Consider the following 17,724-nt stretch of genomic DNA (forward strand, 5'->3'; position numbering starts at 1 on the left):
GACAGCAGGAACCAATCAGTAGCGGTAAGCGTGCGGCTTGAACGGACCTTCAACGGTCACGCCGATGTAGTCGGCCTGGGTCTTGGTCAGTTGAGTCACGACGCCGCCGAAGCCACGGACCATTTCCAGGGCCACTTCTTCGTCGAGTTTCTTCGGCAGTACTTCAACGGTCAGACGCTCGGCTTTCTGGGCTGGCGACAGGTCGGCGTACTTCTGGCCGAACAGGAAAATCTGCGCCAGAACCTGGTTGGCGAACGAACCGTCCATGATGCGGCTTGGGTGACCGGTAGCGTTGCCCAGGTTAACCAGACGGCCTTCAGCCAGCAGGATCAGGTAGTCATCGTTCTGCGGGTCGAAATCGCCGGCGCCGGTACGGTGAATTTTGTGAACCTGTGGCTTCACTTCTTCCCATGCCCAGTTCTTGCGCATGAAAGCGGTGTCGATTTCATTGTCGAAGTGGCCGATGTTGCAGACGACAGCGCGCTTCTTCAGGGCTTTGAGCATGTTCGAATCGCAAACATTGACGTTGCCGGTGGTGGTCACGATCAGGTCGATCTTGCCCAACAGCGCTTTGTCGATGCTGGCTTCGGTGCCGTTGTTGATACCGTCGATGAACGGCGATACCACCTCGAAACCGTCCATGCAGGCTTGCATGGCGCAGATCGGGTCGACTTCGGAGACCTTGACGATCATGCCTTCCTGGCGCAGGGACTGAGCGGAGCCTTTGCCCACGTCACCGTAGCCGATGACCAGCGCTTGCTTGCCGGACAGCAGGTGGTCGGTGCCACGCTTGATCGCATCGTTCAGGCTGTGACGGCAGCCGTACTTGTTGTCGTTCTTGCTCTTGGTGACCGAGTCGTTGACGTTGATGGCCGGGATCTTCAGCTCGCCCTTGGCCAGCATGTCCAGCAGACGGTGCACGCCGGTGGTGGTTTCTTCGGTCACGCCGTGAACGCGATCGAGCACTTGCGGGTATTTCTTGTGCAGCAGCTCGGTCAGGTCGCCGCCGTCGTCGAGGATCATGTTGGCATCCCATGGCGCGCCATCTTTGAGGATGGTTTGCTCCAGGCACCACTCGTACTCTTCTTCAGTTTCACCCTTCCAGGCGAAGACCGGGATGCCGGCAGCGGCGATGGCGGCGGCAGCCTGGTCCTGGGTGGAGAAAATGTTGCAGGACGACCAGCGTACTTCGGCACCCAGGGCAACCAGGGTTTCGATCAGCACGGCAGTCTGGATGGTCATGTGGATGCAGCCGAGGATCTTCGCGCCCTTGAGCGGTTGCTCGGCGGAATACTTGTTGCGCAGACCCATCAGTGCCGGCATTTCCGATTCGGCGATGATGGTTTCACGACGGCCCCAGGCAGCCAGGGACATGTCGGCGACTTTGTAATCGTTAAAATCTGCAGGCGTGATAACAGCGCTCATGAAGAGCCTCCATTCGTAATGTATGCGAATGGGCGCCGTTGTGCGTTTAGTGTCCAGCCATTGAAGGCCAGGCAACGCCCCATCCGAGCCTGACAGGTCGAACCTGCTGCAGCGCCCCTCGGACAGGTGGCGGGAAAACGGTAGCAAGTGAAGATTACCGTTTTGAAACGGGGGCGATTATAGCGGGCTATGCTGATCTTCCAAAGCGTTTCTGTTGGTCAATGTCCGAACGGTAATCGAAGCCATAGGCGATGCCTGATAGAGCTCCAGGTCGGGCTCTGCCATGATGATGGGCATCATTCGGCAAGACGCTCGGGAGTGAATATGAATTTCCACACACGCAAATGGGTTAAACCCGAAGACCTCAACCCCAACGGCACGTTGTTCGGGGGCAGTCTTCTGCGCTGGATCGACGAAGAGGCGGCCATTTACGCCATCGTCCAGTTGGGCAACCAGCGCGTGGTCACCAAATATATTTCAGAAATCAACTTCGTCAGTGCCTCGCGCCAGGGCGACATTATCGAGCTGGGCATCACGGCGACCGAATTCGGCCGCACCTCGATCACCCTGACTTGCGAAGTGCGCAACAAGATCACCCGCAAAAGCATTCTGACGGTCGAGAAGATGGTCTTCGTCAACCTGGGTGAGGACGGCTTGCCCGCGCCCCATGGCCGGACCGAGATCAAGTACGTCAAGGATCAGTTCAAGGATGACGCCAGCGTCGAATAACGGCGGGCCAGCAGAACGGAACCTGAACCACGCGGGTCGTAACAACATCGCACCCCTGCGGTTCAGGAGCCCCATGGACACTAAAAAAGACGGCAAGACCCCCGACCTCTCGCCAAAAGAGCAGCACGAGGTCGAAAAAAACCAGCCGCCACGTGCGGCGGTTCTTCACGAAATCATCCGCACCCAGGGCGATCAGGAACTCGAACGCAGCGTGGCCGCGCTATGGTGGTCGGCGCTGGCCGCAGGCCTGACCATGGGCCTGTCGCTCATGGCCATGGGCTTGCTCAATTCACGCCTGCCAGATGGCGAAGGGTTCAAGGTGATCGCCAGTTTCGGCTACTGCGCCGGGTTCCTGGCGGTCATTCTCGCCCGTCAGCAACTGTTCACCGAAAACACCCTGACCGCCGTGCTACCGATCATGAGCAAGCCCACGCTGGGCAACTTCGGTCGATTGCTGCGGTTATGGGGGGTGGTGCTGGTGGGCAATCTCTGCGGCACCTTGCTGGTGGCGTACGTCATGCTGGAACTGCCGATCTTCGACAGCAAAACCGATGTGGCCTTCCTCGACATCGGCCGCAAGATCATGGAAAACGACCCCAGCAAGATGTTCGCCAAAGGCATTGTTTCCGGATGGATGATCGCCACCATGGTCTGGATGATTCCGTCCATGGAAAGCGCCAAGATGTGGATCATCATCCTCATCACCTATCTCATGGCCTTGGGAGATTTCACTCACATCGTGGTGGGTTCGCTGGAGGTTTCTTACCTGGTATTTGCCGGCGAATTGCCGTGGAGTGATTTCTGGCTGGTGTTTGCCGGACCGACATTGGCGGGGAACATCGTCGGTGGCAGTTTTATCTTCGCCTTGATCAGCCATGCGCAAATTCGCAGTGAAAGCGGAGCGCCCAAGGAGCCTGCGGATCGAAAACAGACCTCGGATCCGCAGGACGTCAAGAAGTGATCAGCCGGGAACGTTGACTGTGGCGGTATGGCGTCGTTGCAGGTAGATGAAAAACAGCGCGGTCAGCACGGTCAAGCCGCTCACCAATGCGCCGGTCCAGGGCAGGTCTGCCAGATCGGCTCCGCTGGCGACGACCAGTCCGCCAATCCAGGCACCCGCCGCATTGCCGAGATTGAACGCACTTTGGTTTAGCGTCGAGCCAAGGTTGGGCGCTTCATGGGCTTGATCGATGATCAGCAGTTGCAGGATCGGGCACAGGGCAAAGGCAAAGATTCCCCACAGCACCAGCGTGATCGCTGCCGGGACAACCGAATGGCTGGTCTGGCTGAAGGCGGCCAGTACCAGCACCACAGCCAACGCCATGCCGACCAGCGAAGGCAGCAAGCGACTGTCGGCCAAGCGTCCGCCGAGCATGCTGCCCACAGTCAGACCCACACCGAACAGCAGCAACATGATCGTCACGCCATGGGGGCTGACGCCAGTGATGTCTTGCAGGATCGGCGCGATGTAGGTGAACACGCTGAACAGGCTGGTCGAGGCCAAGACGCTCATGCCCAGGGCCAACAGCACGTTGGGCTTGCCCAGCACCTTGAACTCACTGGCAAGGTTGGCTTTGTCCATTGCGATGTTTTTCGGCAGCCACAACCATTGGGCAAGGGCGGCAATGACACCGATGACCGACACCGCCCAGAACGTCGAGCGCCATCCGGCATATTGTCCGAGTGCGGTGCCTAACGGCACGCCCAGCACGTTGGCCAGGGTCAGGCCGGTGAACATCATGGCAATCGCCTGGGCGCGCTTGTTCGGTGCGACCAGTCCGGCGGCTACAACCGAGCCGATGCCGAAGAACGCTCCGTGGCACAGCGCCGTTACCACCCGAGCGGCCATCAGCGTGGCGTAATTCGGTGCCAGGGCGCAAAGCATGTTGCCGAGGATGAACATCAGTGTCATGCCCAGCAGCGTGGCCTTGCGGGGCATGTTGGCGGTGCCGATTGCGAGGATTGGCGCACCGAACACCACGCCCAAGGCATAACCGGTGATCAGCAATCCGGCGTGGGGAATGCTCACGGCAAGGTCGCGGGCGACATCGGGCAGCAGGCCCATGATGACGAATTCGGTGGTGCCGATGCCGAATGCGGCAACAGCGAGGGCAAGCAAAGCGAGTGGCATGCGCAAGGTCTCTGTCGGTAGTCTTGACGCTCTGATCAGGCATACGCATGCCAGGGTCCGTTCTCGATGAGAGCGGCCAGGGCAGATTTTATTGGAATTAGTCTGTGCGCAACTGAGTGCGGCGTGGTCGCCTGCAGTATAAACAGCCACTGACATATCGCGAATCAATTCTCTACCTGCTCTTCGTAGGAGCGAGGCTTGCCCGCGAAGAACGATAACGCGGTTTATGATTTGCACCGAGGCGACTGGTTCGCGGGCAAGCCTCGCTCCTACGGGAGCTTTCGGTGAAAACAAGAAGGAGTGGGCCGTGCTTGCAACAGCACTGGTGTTGGTGGCGGCGCTGTTGCACGCGGCGTGGAATACCCTGATCAAATTCAGCGCCGAACGGCTATTGGTCGTGGCCTGCATGGATAGCGTGGCTTTGCTGTTCGTTGTGGTGATGCTGCCGTTCGTGGCGTTGCCGCCGCTGGAGATCTGGCCGTGGATTCTGGCTTCCGCGGCATTCGAGTTGCTCTACCGTTACTTGCTCATCCAGGCGTATCGGGTTGGCGATCTCGGGTTGGTCTATCCGCTGATGCGCGGATTGTCACCCCTGGTGGTGCTGGCGCTGACGCTGATATTTGCCGGGGAGGTACTGACTAACCAGCAAATCTTCGGAATCCTGCTGATCCCACTCAGCATGCTGTGCCTGCTCTGGCAGGGCGGAGGTGGTGCGCGTCTGCCGTGGTCGATGCTCCCGGTGGTGGGGTTGATCGGTCTGTGCATCGGTTGCTACACCTTCATTGACGGTCAGGCGCTGCGGCGTTGGTCACACCCCTTGGATTACCTGGTCTGGGTGACGCTGCTCAGCGCCTGGCCGTTTCCTCTGTTGGCCTGGGTAAGCAAGCGACCAGCGTTCAGGTTGTTCTGGCGTGAACAGTGGCGGCTGGGATTGGCCGTCGGGTTTTGTGTGCTGTTCAGCTACGCTCTGGTGCTGTGGGCCATGCAGTTGGGGTCGATTGCCGAGGCGGCGGCGTTGCGCGAGATCAGCGTGATACTGGTGGTGCTGTTCGGCATGCGGTACCTGAAAGAACCTTTTGGCAGGCCGCGCCTCTTAGCCTGTGGGCTGGTGCTGATCGGCATATTGGTCATGAAATTCTGACTGTTCTGAAAACGTGAAAAAGGGACTGCTTTATGACGGTTGCTCTATGGTGCATTTTGATCGCGATTTTCCTGCCTTATGTGTGTACGGCTGTGGCGAAAGTCAGCGGCGGGTACGGGTTGAGACACAATCGTGATCCACGCGGGTTTCTCGATTCTCTGGAAGGCTTGGGCAGGCGGGCGAACGCGGCGCAGTTGAACAGTTTCGAAGTGACGCCGGCATTTGCCGCGGCAGTGATCGTGGCGCACCTGGCCGGCAATGCCGAATTGGTGACGATCAACGTGCTGTCGGTGTTGTTCATCACCAGCCGTCTGCTTTACATCATTTTCTATCTGACGGATCTGGCGATGCTGCGGTCGTTGATGTGGTTTGTCGGGATGGGGTTGATCGTGAGTTTCTTTGTGGTGTCGGTTTAAATAACAAGATCAAAAGATCGCAGGCTGCGCCAGCTCGTGCATCGTCCGGGCGAAGCCTGCGATTCTTTGCTTTTAGAGCTTGTCGGCCACCTGTGGCACTTGCGGCAGCGCCGCACCTTTGGGCCAGAGCATCCAGATTTGTCCCTGTTGCTTCATGTCCCCCGCCAGTTGTCCGGCCGCCTCGCCGGTGCCCCAGAACAGGTCCGCTCGCACTTCACCGGTAATCGCGCCGCCAGTGTCTTGTGCTGCGACCGGTCGAACCAGAGCGGTACCGTCCGGTTTGGTGGTGGATAACCATAACAGGCTGCCCAACGGAATCACTTTGCGATCCACCGCAGCGCTGTAGCCAGCGGTCAACGGAACATTGAGCGAGCCGCGCGGCCCTTCATTGCTGTCCGGGTTTCGGGTGAAGAACACGTAACTGGGGTTACTGCCGAGCAGTTCGGGGATGCGCGACGGATTGGCCTTGGCCCAATCGCTGATCGCGCCCATGGTCACCTCTTCTTTTTTCAGCTCGCCTTGCTCCACCAGCCAGCGGCCGATGGGCCGATACGGATGCCCGTTCTGGTCGGCATAGGCAATGCGTAGCTGGCGGCCGTTGTCGAGCTGGATACGACCGGAACCCTGGATTTGCAGGAATTGAAGGTTCATCGGATCGGTCAGCCAGGCGACTACGGGGGCCTTGACGCCTTTGGTTTCGATGGTCGCTGCATCGTCGTAAGGCTTGAGCACTCGCCCTTCGAGGCGACCACGCAGGCGCTTGCCTTTGAGTTCAGGGTAGAGACTGTCCAGCGCGACGATGATCATGTCATCGGGTACGCCATATACCGGCACATTGGCAATACTGGTCTGGGTCAGACTGCCGGGATAGACCGGTTCGTAGTAACCGGTGATCAAACCGTTGGGATTGTCATTGGCAGCGCGCAGGCCGTAGACGTCTAGGTTCTGTTTGAGAAAGCCGCGAATTTCATTCGCGGTTTGCGGTACGTTGGCCGCCGCCGCGCAGGTGCTTCCCCAAACCGGATCAGCTTTGAGCCGGGTGCAGGCGCTGCGCCAGGAACCGAAACCGGCCACCAGGTCGCTATCGGTTACCGCAGGCAGGGCTTCCCATGTGGCGCTGGAGTACGTGGCCAACGCATGGGTTTTCGGTTGTTGCTTGTCGCCACCGGTGCAACCTGCAAGCAGGGCCACCATCGGCAACGTCCAGGTCAGGCTGTGACGCCATGCCTTGAAACGGCTGTTCATGGAGTGATTCCTTTACCGATTGCCAGAGTGCTCCATGCGCTCATGCAACCCGTATTGATATTAGGGCTATTGGTGTTTGCCGATGACGCGGGGATACTGGCCGCCGTTTCCCGTGACCTGAAGCCACCATGACTTTTAAAAGACTTTCCATTGTATTGCTGGCCTGCCTGACGTTGTCCGCTTGTGGCGGCGTCGACCCCAATTCGCCACTTGGCCAGCGCAAGGCCATTTTCAAGCAAATGCTCAAGACCGGCGAAGACCTGGGTGGCATGTTGCGTGGCCGTATTCCCTTCGATGGGGAAAAATTCGCTGACGGCGCGGTGAAACTCGACGCGCTGTCCCACGAACCGTGGAAACACTTTCCACAGGTGCGAGAGCAAGACCATACCAGCGCCACGAACGATGTCTGGGAGAAACAGGCTCGCTTTCAGGAACTGGCTCGCACCCTTGAAGCCGCCACCGGTGAGTTGGTGATTGCCAGCAAGGTTCAGCCCTACAAGGCCAGTCTTCTGGGGCCGGCGATGCAGAGGGTCGAAGACACCTGTAGTGCGTGCCATAAAGAGTTTCGGGATCATTGAATGCTCAAAAGATCGCAGCGTAGGAGCTGCCGAAGCCTGCGATCCTTTGATCTTGAAAATCTTTATTTATCCAGCTCATCCACGGCTTCCTGCAGTTCCTTGCGGGATTCAGCGAGTTTGTCTTTGCGCTTGTTGATCCTCTCGGGGTCGCCTTTTTTCATGGCCTTGTCGAGGTCGGCCTGACGCTGGCTGACTTCGTGCTTGGCCTCCAGCACCTTGTTTTCCCGTTCCTTTTTCAGCGAAGCGTCGGTGCAGTTGGCGGTGACTTCGCTGAGCGCCTTTTCCAGGCCGGCCTGCTGCTCGGCATTGCCGTGGGATTTTGCCAGCTCGATCTGGTTGATGATGCCTTGCTTCTTGGCTGCGCAACCGGTCAGGCCTGGTGCGTCTTCGGCAGCGATCAATGGAGCGGCCATTACGCTGCACAGGGTCAACAGGGCCAGCGGTGGAAGAAATTTCATAAAAACTCCAGGAGAAAAGGCAGTCTTGTCGATGCGGCGATGGCTTGTTTGAGCCCATCGGTACTATTGGGTTCCCGGATCGGCTGACGTCGGCATTGGCTTGAATCCGTCAATGCCTGCCTCACTCAGGATTTCGCTCAGAGCCAGGACCTGCGGGTCGCGGAAAAATGCCCTTAACTGCGCCGCCCGCCCCGGACCAATGCCGGGTTCGGCCTGCCATTGTTCAATGTCTCGTTGTGCCAGTGCCTGCCATGAATTGCCCAAATGCGCCTGCCCTGTGGGGGGTAGGCCCAAGGCTTTCAGCCAGCGGGCGAAAGGACGTTGCCGCGCAGCGTGAAAACTGTTCAACAGACGAGCAGCGCTGCGCTCGCCGAAACCATCAATGTTAGCAAGCTCTTGTACATCGAGGGTCAACCAATCCAGAAGACTGTTCAGGCGCCCCGTGGCGAGAAGTTTTTCCCAGGTGCCAGGACCGATGTGGGGCAAGCCCAGCCCCTGTTTGCTGCTGAGCCAGGTCAGGCGGGCAAGAAATTGTTGAGTACAGCCTGGTGTTGGCTGCCAGCAACTCAATGAATGGAAATCCTGCGCCCGCGGCACGTTGATTTCCGCCCGTTCGCTGCTGCGTAACACCACGCTGTCGAGCCTGGGGATGGTCAAGCCGGCAAGGCTGATGGCGACTTGATCTCCGGGGCGAATGTCCATTGCCTGCCAACGCTGCACAGAGCTCACGCTGACTCGCTTGATCTGTCGATCATCGAGCATCACCGGCGAAAGCTCCAGCACGGGCGTGATCCGCCCGGTCCGGCCAATGTTGAAGTTCACCTTGCGTACCTCGGCCAAAGCCTGGGCGAAAGGGTATTTCCAGGCGACGCTCCAATAGGGCGGTTTGGCCTGCCAACGCTCGGCGGAGGGGCGTTTGCCCTGGCGCAAAACGATCCCGTCGCTGGCAAACGGCAGGGGCGAGCGGTACCAGTGCTCGCGCCAGCGTTCGGCGTCGGTGAGCGAGCTGATCGGCTGGCTATAAAGGATGGTTTGCGCAAAGCCCAGGCCGGCGAGCTTGGTGATGCGATCCGCCAGGTTTTCCGGGCCTTCTGGCCATTCCCAGATAAACAGGCCAACTGCGCTCGCCTCTGCGACGCTCACTGATTTGCGGGCCATCAAACCGGCGACCATGGCGCGTGCTTTGAGGCTGCCGTTGCGTGACTGTACGTGATCGGTCAGGTGCCAATAGAGCTCGCCTTGCACCAGCAGATCCACCGACTCGGACAATTGTTGGGGAATCGCAGCGATCTGGCGTGCCGAAGCCGTCCAGTCCTGGCCTTGTGTCCCATCGCCGCGACTGATGGCTTGAGCGAGCAAGCCCTGGCGATAAATCAGGGTTACGGCCACACCGTCAACTTTGGGCTGAGCCCAGACGTCCGTACGACCGCGCAGCCAGTGGTCGACTGCCTGCGCATCGCGCAATTTCTCCAGGCCGGTATGGGCGACGGGATGCACCCGCGTGCCGCGCGCAGTGCGCAGTGGATCTGGGGTGATGCTCACGTTGAAGCACTGGCGCCATACATTCAGTCGCGCGAGTGACTGATCATAGAGTTCGTCGGCGACCAGCGATTGTCCGCCGCGATGATAGCTGTCATCCCAGGTGTCGATCTGCTTTTGCAGTGCGCTGATTTCGTTCGTTGCGCGTTCGGCTGGCCAGTCGGGGCATTGGGACGCATGGACGTTAACGCAGCAGGCCAGCAAGCCGGGAAGAAACAGGTGAAGGTTGAGGAGCATCGAGAGCGTCCTTGCTCATTGGGATGCTTGAAGGCTAGGTCAGTATCGACTGGCACAAAGGGCAGGTGTTTTGCCGGGTATTTCTGTTGGCTTGCCCGCGAAAGCAGCGCAAGCGCAAGGCAATAAAAAGCCCCGCACGGCGAACCGTGCGGGGCTTTTGGTACAGCCAGGGAAGTCTTACAGGCCGGCAGCGGAACGCAAGTCGTCGGCGCGGTCGGTTTTTTCCCAGGTGAATGTGGTGAAGGTGTCTTCGCCAACAGTCTTGGTGGTCGGGGTGCGACCGAAGTGGCCGTACGCAGCGGTCTCCTGGTACATCGGGTGCAGCAGGTCGAGCATTTTGGTGATGGCGTATGGACGCAGGTCGAACACTTCGCGGACCAGTTTGACGATCTTGTCGTCGCTGATCTTGCCGGTGCCGAAGGTATTCAGCGAGATCGAAGTCGGTTGGGCAACACCGATCGCGTAGGAAACCTGGATCTCGCAGCGCTCGGCCAGGCCGGCGGCGACGATGTTCTTGGCCACGTAGCGACCGGCGTAGGCCGCCGAGCGGTCAACCTTCGATGGATCCTTGCCGGAGAACGCACCACCGCCGTGACGAGCCATGCCGCCGTAGCTGTCGACGATGATCTTGCGACCGGTCAGGCCGCAGTCGCCTACCGGACCGCCAATGATGAACTGGCCGGTCGGGTTGATGTGGAACTGGGTGTCCTTGCTCAGCAATTCGGCAGGCAGCACGTGCTTGACGATCAGCTCCATCACGCCTTCGCGCAAGTCTTTGTACGAGACTTCCGGGTTGTGCTGGGTCGACAGAACAACGGCGTCGATACCCACGACCGTGCCGTTTTCGTAGCGGCAAGTCACTTGCGACTTGGCGTCCGGACGCAGCCATGGCAGCAGGCCGGATTTGCGGGCTTCAGCCTGACGCTGCACCAGTTGGTGCGAGAAGGTGATCGGCGCCGGCATCAATACGTCGGTTTCGTTGCTGGCATAACCGAACATCAGACCCTGGTCGCCGGCGCCCTGATCTTCAGGCTTGGCACGGTCGACACCCTGGTTGATGTCGGGGGACTGCTTGCCGATGATGTTCATCACGCCGCAAGTCGCGCCATCGAAGCCAACGTCGGAGCTGGTGTAGCCAATGTCGGTGATCACATCACGAACGATTTGCTCCAGGTCTACCCACGCGGTGGTGGTGACTTCGCCGGCGATGATGGCCACGCCCGTTTTCACCAGAGTCTCGCAAGCCACGCGGGCGAGTTTGTCTTCAGCAATGATGGCGTCCAGCACCGCATCAGAAATCTGGTCGGCGATTTTGTCCGGATGCCCTTCAGACACGGACTCGGAGGTGAAAAGGGAGTATTCGCTCATCTCGATGTTTTCCTGAGTTTACCGATGGTGAGTGTCGCCAGGCGGCCGTTGAAAGTGTCGGACCTGAATCTGGAAACCATTACGTAAGCCTATGTAAAGGCTTTCCCCGGGAACGAGTCCCGCAGCGGTGGCCCAACGGGCCAGATCATCCTGTTCAAACCCCAGCCAGAGATCACCGCAGGCCTCCTTGGCCCAACTCTGGTTGTGGCTACATAACTCGGTCACTAACAGGCTGCCGCCTGGTTGCAGCAGATTGGCCATGTGCTTGAGCGCATCGGCCGGTGCGGCGAAATGGTGCAGCACCATGTTCAATACAACGCAATCAGCCTTGAGGCTGACGCCGTTCAAGGCATCGGCCAGTTGCAGGCTGACGTTGGTCAGCGTTTCGCGCTCACAGACCTGGCGCGCCAGCTCAAGCATCGCCGGGCTGTTATCCACAGCGGTGACCTGAGAGAAGCGCCCCGCCAGTTCCGGTAGAAATGAACCGTCGCCCGGGCCGACTTCGATGGCTGTACTGCCTTCACTGAAACCCAGCTTGTCGAGCAGCGCCACCACGCTATCGCGGTATTGCGGCAGGCCGGCGATCAAGTCTTGCTGGGCGCGAAATTTCTCCGCGACCCGCGAGAAAAAATCCTGGCTGGCCGCGGCACGTTGCCCGTGGACCTGGGCGATCCGTGCCTGCACTTCGACCGGCAAGCTCAAGTCATCCACTTCTTCGAGCAAGGCTGCGTGCAATTTGCCGCCCAGCAAGTCGCTGTGGGGCAGGGCGCGACGGTAGAAGATCGCGTTGCCTTCGCGGCGAGTTGCCACCAGGTCGGCCTGGGCCAATACCTTGAGGTGGTGACTCATGCCCGACTGGCCAATGCCGAAGATTTGCGCCAGTTCCAGCACGCCAAAAGAATCGTTGGCCAATGCACGTAAAACATTCAGCCGCAGAGGATCGCCGCCGGCCTTGCACAGGGCCGCCAGTTCATCGCAATCGTCGTGGCGAATGGAAGGCAGGCGTAGATTCATAAGGCCGGCAGTCTAGTCACGCACAGGAAGCACCGCAAGGGCAATATCAAAAAGTTTTGATATTGCACGATAGATGGCACTTCTTAACGTTAACGTCAGTCAACAAACGAATGGCGGAAAGGTTTCACCCACCGAATCCGTCGATATCGATTGGAAAAACGCCCCCAGATGACTATCTGTCATTGCCCCGAGGCGTCCGGGTGAGGGAAAATGCTCGCCTTTTTTCCGTTTCATTTTTATCACTCTCGTTTCAGAACCCGCAGGAGAACAGCGATGCCTAGCCGTCGTGAGCGTGCCAACGCCATTCGTGCCCTCAGCATGGATGCCGTGCAAAAAGCCAACAGCGGCCATCCCGGTGCCCCGATGGGTATGGCAGATATCGCCGAAGTGCTTTGGCGCGACTACCTCAAGCACAACCCAGGCAACCCATCGTTCGCTGACCGTGACCGCTTCGTGCTGTCCAACGGCCATGGCTCGATGCTGATCTATTCCTTGCTGCACCTGACCGGCTACGACCTGTCGATCGAAGACCTCAAGCAGTTCCGTCAGCTGCACAGCCGCACCCCGGGTCACCCGGAGCTGGGCTACACCCCGGGCGTTGAAACCACTACCGGTCCTCTTGGCCAAGGCCTGGCCAATGCCGTGGGTTTTGCCCTGGCAGAAAAAGTCCTGGCGGCGCAGTTCAACCGTCCTGGCCACAATATCGTCGATCACCACACCTACGTGTTCCTGGGTGATGGCTGCATGATGGAAGGCATTTCCCACGAAGTCGCTTCCCTGGCCGGCACCCTGGGCCTGGGCAAGCTGATCGCTTTCTACGATGACAACGGCATCTCCATCGACGGTGAAGTCGAAGGCTGGTTCACCGATGACACGCCGAAGCGCTTCGAGTCCTACAACTGGCAAGTGATCCGCAACGTCGACGGTCATGATCCGGAAGAAATCAAGATCGCGATCGAGACGGCCCGCAAGAGCGAGCAACCGACCCTGATCTGCTGCAAGACCACCATCGGCTTCGGTTCGCCGAACAAGCAAGGCAAGGAAGACTGCCACGGCGCCCCGTTGGGTGACGCGGAAATCGCCCTGACCCGCGCTGCGCTGAAGTGGAACCACGGTCCGTTCGAAATTCCGGCTGACATTTATGCCGAGTGGGATGCCAAGGAAGCCGGCCTCGCGGTCGAGGCTGACTGGGATCAGCGTTTCGCTGCCTACTCCGCTGCATTCCCGAGCGAAGCCAATGAACTGGTGCGTCGTCTGAGCGGCGAACTGCCGGCCGACTTCTCCGAGAAGGCCGACGCCTACATCGCCGAAGTCGCGGCCAAAGGCGAAACCATCGCCAGCCGCAAGGCCAGCCAGAACGCCCTGAACGCGTTCGGTCCGCTGCTGCCTGAGTTCCTCGGCGGTTCGGCTGACCTGGCCGGTTCCAACCTGACCCTGTGGAAAGGCTGCAAAGGCGTCACCGCCGAAGACGCCAGCGGCAACTACATGTACTACGGCGTGCGTGAATTCGGCATGACCGCGATCATGAACGGCGTTGCCTTGCACGGCGGTCTGGTGCCTTACGGCGCGACCTTCCTGATGTTCATGGAATACGCCCGCAATGCCGTGCGCATGTCGGCCTTGATGAAACAGCGCGTGATCCACGTCTACACCCACGACTCCATCGGTCTGGGCGAAGACGGCCCGACTCACCAGCCAATCGAGCAACTGGCCAGCCTGCGCTGCACGCCGAACCTCGATACCTGGCGTCCGGCCGATGCCGTTGAATCGGCAGTCAGCTGGAAGTACGCACTGGAACGCAAGGACGGTCCTTCGGCCCTGATCTTCTCGCGTCAGAACCTGCAGCACCAAACCCGCAACGCGCTGCAGATCGCCGACATCAGCCGTGGTGGTTATGTGTTGAAGGACTGCGCCGGCGAGCCTGAGCTGATCCTGATCGCCACCGGTTCGGAAGTCGGCCTGGCTGTTCAGGCTTTCGACAAGCTGACCGAGCAAGGTCGCAAGGTGCGTGTGGTGTCCATGCCGTGCACCAGCGTGTTCGATGCCCAGGATGCCGGCTACAAGCAATCGGTCCTGCCGTTGCAGGTCAGCGCCCGTATCGCCATCGAAGCCGCTCATGCGGACTACTGGTACAAGTACGTGGGCCTGGAAGGTCGCGTAATCGGCATGACCACCTACGGCGAGTCGGCGCCTGCGCCTGCCTTGTTCGAAGAGTTCGGCTTCACCCTGGAAAACATCCTGGGTCAGGCTGAAGAGCTGCTGGAAGACTGATCCAGAAGATGTGCGTCTGATCTGACGCCATCGCTGGCAAGCCAGCTTCCACAGGAATTTCCAGTGAACACAGATTTTGTGAGCACCAGAAAAACCTGTGGGAGCGGGCTTGCCCGCGATAGCGATAGTTCAGGCGATGCTTCACTATCGGATTCACCACGGTAATAGAGAACCCCATGCCTCAACCGCGTCCCTACAAAGTTGCACTCAACGGCTACGGCCGGATTGGTCGTTGCGTCTTGCGTGCGTTGTTCGAGCGAGGCGAAAAGGCCGGGTTTGAAATTGTCGCGATCAACGATCTGGCCGACATGGCCAGCATCGAATACCTGACACGCTTCGACTCCACCCACGGGCGTTTTCCCGGTGAGGTGAAGGTCGACGGCGATTGTCTGCATATCAATGGCGACTGCGTGAAGGTCCTGCGCAGTGCCACACCCGAAGGCATCGACTGGGCGTCGTTGGGCGTCGATCTGGTGCTGGAGTGCTCCGGCGCGTACCACACCCGCGAAGACGGCCAGCGTTTCCTCGACGCCGGTGCGCCACGGGTGCTGTTTTCCCAGCCGATGGCCAGCGAGGCCGATGTCGACGCCACCATCGTCTACGGCGTGAACCAGGATTGCCTGAGCGGCGATGAGCTGCTGGTGTCCAACGCGTCCTGCACCACCAATTGCGGAGTGCCGCTGTTGCGCCTGCTGGATCAGGCGCTTGGTCTGGAGTACGTGTCGATCACCACGATCCACTCGGCCATGAACGATCAGCCAGTCATCGATGCCTATCACCACGAAGACCTGCGCCGCACCCGTTCGGCGTTTCAGTCGGTGATCCCGGTGTCCACTGGTCTGGCACGCGGCATCGAACGCCTGCTGCCGGAACTTGCCGGGCGAATTCAGGCCAAAGCCGTACGTGTGCCGACGGTTAACGTGTCTTGCCTCGACATTACGATGCAGACGGTAAGCGACACGGACGCCATCGAGGTCAACCGGATCCTGCGCGAGGCTGCCACCAGCGGCCCGCTCAAAGGCCTTCTGGCTTACACCGAGTTGCCCCACGCCAGTTGTGATTTCAACCATGACCCACATTCGGCGATCGTCGATGCCAGTCAGACCCGTGTTTCCGGCCCCCGGCTGGTGAACATCCTGGCCTGGTTCGACAACGAATGGGGTTTTGCCAACCGAATGCTGGACGTTGCAGAACACTATCTGCAAACAGCCGCTTCGAAAAAAACTGCTCTCTAAAACAGAAACTCCAGGAATGCGACCCATGACCGTGTTGAAGATGTCCGACCTCGATCTGCAAGGTAAGCGCGTACTGATTCGCGAAGACCTCAACGTCCCAGTCAAGGACGGTGTTGTCACCAGCGATGCGCGAATCCTGGCTTCGCTGCCGACCATCAAGCTGGCTCTGGAAAAAGGCGCGGCCGTGATGGTCTGCTCGCACCTTGGCCGTCCGACCGAAGGCGAGTTCTCGGCCGAGAACAGCCTCAAGCCAGTCGCCGACTACCTGAGCAAGGCTTTGGGCCGCGAAGTGCCGCTGGTGGCTGATTACCTGGGTGGCGTCGACGTCAAGGCCGGCGACATCGTGCTGTTTGAAAACGTACGTTTCAACAAGGGCGAGAAAAAGAACGCTGACGAATTGGCCCGGCAATACGCCGCACTGTGCGACGTATTTGTCATGGACGCCTTCGGCACTGCTCACCGCGCCGAGGGTTCGACCCACGGCGTGGCCAAGTTCGCCAAAGTCGCCGCTGCCGGCCCGCTGCTGGCCGCTGAACTGGACGCACTGGGCAAGGCCCTTGGCGCCCCGGCCCAACCGATGGCGGCCATCGTTGCCGGCTCCAAGGTCTCGACCAAACTCGACGTGCTCAACAGCCTGAGCCAGATCTGCGATCAACTGATCGTCGGCGGCGGCATTGCCAACACCTTCCTGGCCGCTGCCGGTCACCCGGTTGGCAAATCGCTGTACGAGCCGGACCTGCTGGACACCGCGCGCGCCATCGCCGCCAAAGTCAGCGTTCCGTTGCCGGTAGACGTGGTGGTTGCCAAGGAATTCGCTGAAAGCGCTGCCGCTACCGTCAAGCTGATCGCTGACGTTGCTGCCGACGACATGATTCTCGACATCGGCCCGCAAACCGCGGCCAACTTCGCCGAACTGCTGAAGTCGTCGAAAACCATCCTGTGGAACGGCCCGGTCGGCGTGTTCGAATTCGACCAGTTCGGTAACGGCACCAAAGTGCTGGCCCAGGCCATCGCCGACAGCGCGGCATTCTCCATTGCAGGCGGCGGCGACACCCTGGCAGCCATCGACAAATATGGCGTTGCCGAGCAAATCTCCTACATTTCTACCGGCGGCGGCGCGTTCCTCGAATTCGTCGAAGGCAAGGTGTTGCCAGCCGTTGAAGTCCTGGAAACCCGGGCCAAGGCCTGAGGCCGCCCCGTTTGGCCAGGCAAGGGAGTGTTTTTATGGTCAGGACGTTAGCGCTGTTGATCGTCGCGGGTTCGCTGGTGGCTTGTGGGAGCACCCCCAAAGCAACTCCGGAGCCTGCGCCGTCTGCACCCCGGAGCGGCTGCTACCAGGCTGACTGGCAGGCAGAAACCAATCCGGTGCTCAACAAGCGTTCCGGGCCTGAAGGCCTGGACAAATACGAGTCACAGACCCCCGCCAAGGAACATGGTTGCCCTTGACGGGTCTGACTCTTTACTCAGGGCCGGTGGCGTGCGCTGCCGGTCGAGGAACACGGATGAAAGGTTTTATCGCCATTACGGCGCTGGCACTGCTGGCCGGGTGCGCCAACATGAACCCGTTCCAGTCGTCCGCCCCGGCGGATAACTGGACCACCTGGACCTGCGACAGCCAGGCCAAAGTGCTCTGGCGTTATACCGACGACAGTCGTACGCAAGTCGATGTCCGCCTGGGCGGCGCCGATCAGGTCTATCGCCTCAAGCAAGAGCCGGGCGCTTCGGGCTCGCTGTACAGCGACAACATGCTGGCGTTTCACATAAAAGGTGAGGAAGGCCTGGTTTACTGGGTCGCCACCAATGATTTGATTGGGCGTGGCTGTAAAGCGCAATGAAAATGCCGCCCGCTGGGCTTTTGTGGCGAGGGAGCTTGCTCCCGCTGGAGCGCGAAGCGTTCCCGATCAGATAGCCGGATTACGACTGCTTCGCAGCCGAGC

The 17,724-nt window shown here is 59.7% G+C and carries 17 protein-coding genes and 1 riboswitch; of the genes, 10 read left to right on the forward strand and 7 right to left on the reverse strand.

The window, feature by feature from the left end; translation table 11 throughout:
- Positions 1-15 precede the first annotated feature (15 nt).
- The gene (gene ahcY, locus D8U69_RS15795; RefSeq protein ID WP_056853938.1) at positions 16-1,425 is read right to left on the reverse strand and encodes an adenosylhomocysteinase; all 1,410 of its coding nucleotides are present in this window, start codon (positions 1,423-1,425) and stop codon (positions 16-18) included.
- 23 nt (positions 1,426-1,448) lie between these two features.
- A riboswitch (S-adenosyl-L-homocysteine riboswitch) is annotated at positions 1,449-1,551 on the reverse strand.
- A 198-nt stretch (positions 1,552-1,749) separates the two neighbouring features.
- Between ahcY and D8U69_RS15800 the strand changes: the two genes are divergently transcribed.
- Both D8U69_RS15800 and D8U69_RS15805 read left to right on the forward strand, forming a co-directional pair.
- Positions 1,750-2,154 (forward strand): hotdog domain-containing protein, encoded by a 405-nt coding sequence (locus D8U69_RS15800; RefSeq protein ID WP_056853937.1) that lies wholly within the window; start codon positions 1,750-1,752, stop codon positions 2,152-2,154.
- 73 nt (positions 2,155-2,227) lie between these two features.
- On the forward strand, positions 2,228-3,115 hold the full coding sequence (locus D8U69_RS15805) for a formate/nitrite transporter family protein (protein ID WP_056853936.1): 888 nt from the start codon (positions 2,228-2,230) through the stop codon (positions 3,113-3,115).
- Here D8U69_RS15805 and D8U69_RS15810 read toward each other — a convergent pair whose 3' ends face one another.
- On the reverse strand, positions 3,116-4,285 hold the full coding sequence (locus D8U69_RS15810) for an MFS transporter (protein WP_056853935.1): 1,170 nt from the start codon (positions 4,283-4,285) through the stop codon (positions 3,116-3,118).
- 307 nt (positions 4,286-4,592) lie between these two features.
- Between D8U69_RS15810 and D8U69_RS15815 the strand changes: the two genes are divergently transcribed.
- Together D8U69_RS15815 and D8U69_RS15820 are read left to right on the forward strand one after the other, a co-directional pair.
- Positions 4,593-5,426 (forward strand): EamA family transporter, encoded by an 834-nt coding sequence (locus D8U69_RS15815; protein ID WP_130907682.1) that lies wholly within the window; start codon positions 4,593-4,595, stop codon positions 5,424-5,426.
- Positions 5,427-5,458: 32 nt separating this feature from the next.
- Positions 5,459-5,842, forward strand: coding sequence for an MAPEG family protein (locus D8U69_RS15820; RefSeq protein ID WP_130907683.1), 384 nt, complete (start codon positions 5,459-5,461; stop codon positions 5,840-5,842).
- Between the two features lie 72 nt (positions 5,843-5,914).
- On the opposite strand, the gene D8U69_RS15825 is transcribed toward D8U69_RS15820, so the two are convergent.
- Positions 5,915-7,087 carry an MltA domain-containing protein gene (locus tag D8U69_RS15825; RefSeq protein WP_130907684.1) on the reverse strand — a complete coding sequence of 391 codons (1,173 nt, stop codon included), beginning with the start codon at positions 7,085-7,087 and terminating at the stop codon, positions 5,915-5,917.
- Between the two features lie 128 nt (positions 7,088-7,215).
- Between D8U69_RS15825 and D8U69_RS15830 the strand changes: the two genes are divergently transcribed.
- Positions 7,216-7,665, forward strand: coding sequence for a cytochrome c (locus D8U69_RS15830; protein WP_056853931.1), 450 nt, complete (start codon positions 7,216-7,218; stop codon positions 7,663-7,665).
- Between the two features lie 62 nt (positions 7,666-7,727).
- On the opposite strand, the gene D8U69_RS15835 is transcribed toward D8U69_RS15830, so the two are convergent.
- The 4 genes from D8U69_RS15835 to D8U69_RS15850 form a co-directional block, all read right to left on the reverse strand.
- The gene (locus D8U69_RS15835) at positions 7,728-8,123 is read right to left on the reverse strand and encodes a DUF1090 domain-containing protein (protein WP_130906021.1); all 396 of its coding nucleotides are present in this window, start codon (positions 8,121-8,123) and stop codon (positions 7,728-7,730) included.
- Positions 8,124-8,186: 63 nt separating this feature from the next.
- Positions 8,187-9,899, reverse strand: a complete 1,713-nt coding sequence (gene ligB, locus D8U69_RS15840) for an NAD-dependent DNA ligase LigB (protein WP_130907685.1) — start codon at positions 9,897-9,899, stop codon at positions 8,187-8,189.
- A 177-nt stretch (positions 9,900-10,076) separates the two neighbouring features.
- Positions 10,077-11,267, reverse strand: coding sequence for a methionine adenosyltransferase (gene metK / locus D8U69_RS15845; protein ID WP_130907686.1), 1,191 nt, complete (start codon positions 11,265-11,267; stop codon positions 10,077-10,079).
- A gap of 18 nt (positions 11,268-11,285) precedes the next feature.
- Entirely contained in the window at positions 11,286-12,281 is a 996-nt protein-coding gene (locus D8U69_RS15850; RefSeq protein ID WP_130907687.1) for a metalloregulator ArsR/SmtB family transcription factor, read from the reverse strand.
- Positions 12,282-12,554: 273 nt separating this feature from the next.
- Between D8U69_RS15850 and tkt the strand changes: the two genes are divergently transcribed.
- The 5 genes from tkt (at position 12,555) to D8U69_RS15875 (ending at position 17,622) form a co-directional block, all read left to right on the forward strand.
- Positions 12,555-14,552 carry a transketolase gene (gene tkt, locus D8U69_RS15855; RefSeq protein WP_056853926.1) on the forward strand — a complete coding sequence of 666 codons (1,998 nt, stop codon included), beginning with the start codon at positions 12,555-12,557 and terminating at the stop codon, positions 14,550-14,552.
- Positions 14,553-14,728: 176 nt separating this feature from the next.
- On the forward strand, positions 14,729-15,787 hold the full coding sequence (gene epd, locus D8U69_RS15860) for an erythrose-4-phosphate dehydrogenase (RefSeq protein ID WP_056853925.1): 1,059 nt from the start codon (positions 14,729-14,731) through the stop codon (positions 15,785-15,787).
- Positions 15,788-15,812: 25 nt separating this feature from the next.
- Positions 15,813-16,976, forward strand: a complete 1,164-nt coding sequence (locus D8U69_RS15865; RefSeq protein ID WP_056853924.1) for a phosphoglycerate kinase — start codon at positions 15,813-15,815, stop codon at positions 16,974-16,976.
- A gap of 35 nt (positions 16,977-17,011) precedes the next feature.
- Positions 17,012-17,233 carry a hypothetical protein gene (locus D8U69_RS15870; protein WP_130907688.1) on the forward strand — a complete coding sequence of 74 codons (222 nt, stop codon included), beginning with the start codon at positions 17,012-17,014 and terminating at the stop codon, positions 17,231-17,233.
- A gap of 56 nt (positions 17,234-17,289) precedes the next feature.
- Positions 17,290-17,622 carry an MliC family protein gene (locus tag D8U69_RS15875; RefSeq protein WP_056853922.1) on the forward strand — a complete coding sequence of 111 codons (333 nt, stop codon included), beginning with the start codon at positions 17,290-17,292 and terminating at the stop codon, positions 17,620-17,622.
- Positions 17,623-17,724: the final 102 nt, after the last annotated feature.

Origin of the sequence: Pseudomonas sp. Sample_16 (assembly GCF_004307665.1) — a bacterium.
Lineage (GTDB): Bacteria > Pseudomonadota > Gammaproteobacteria > Pseudomonadales > Pseudomonadaceae > Aquipseudomonas.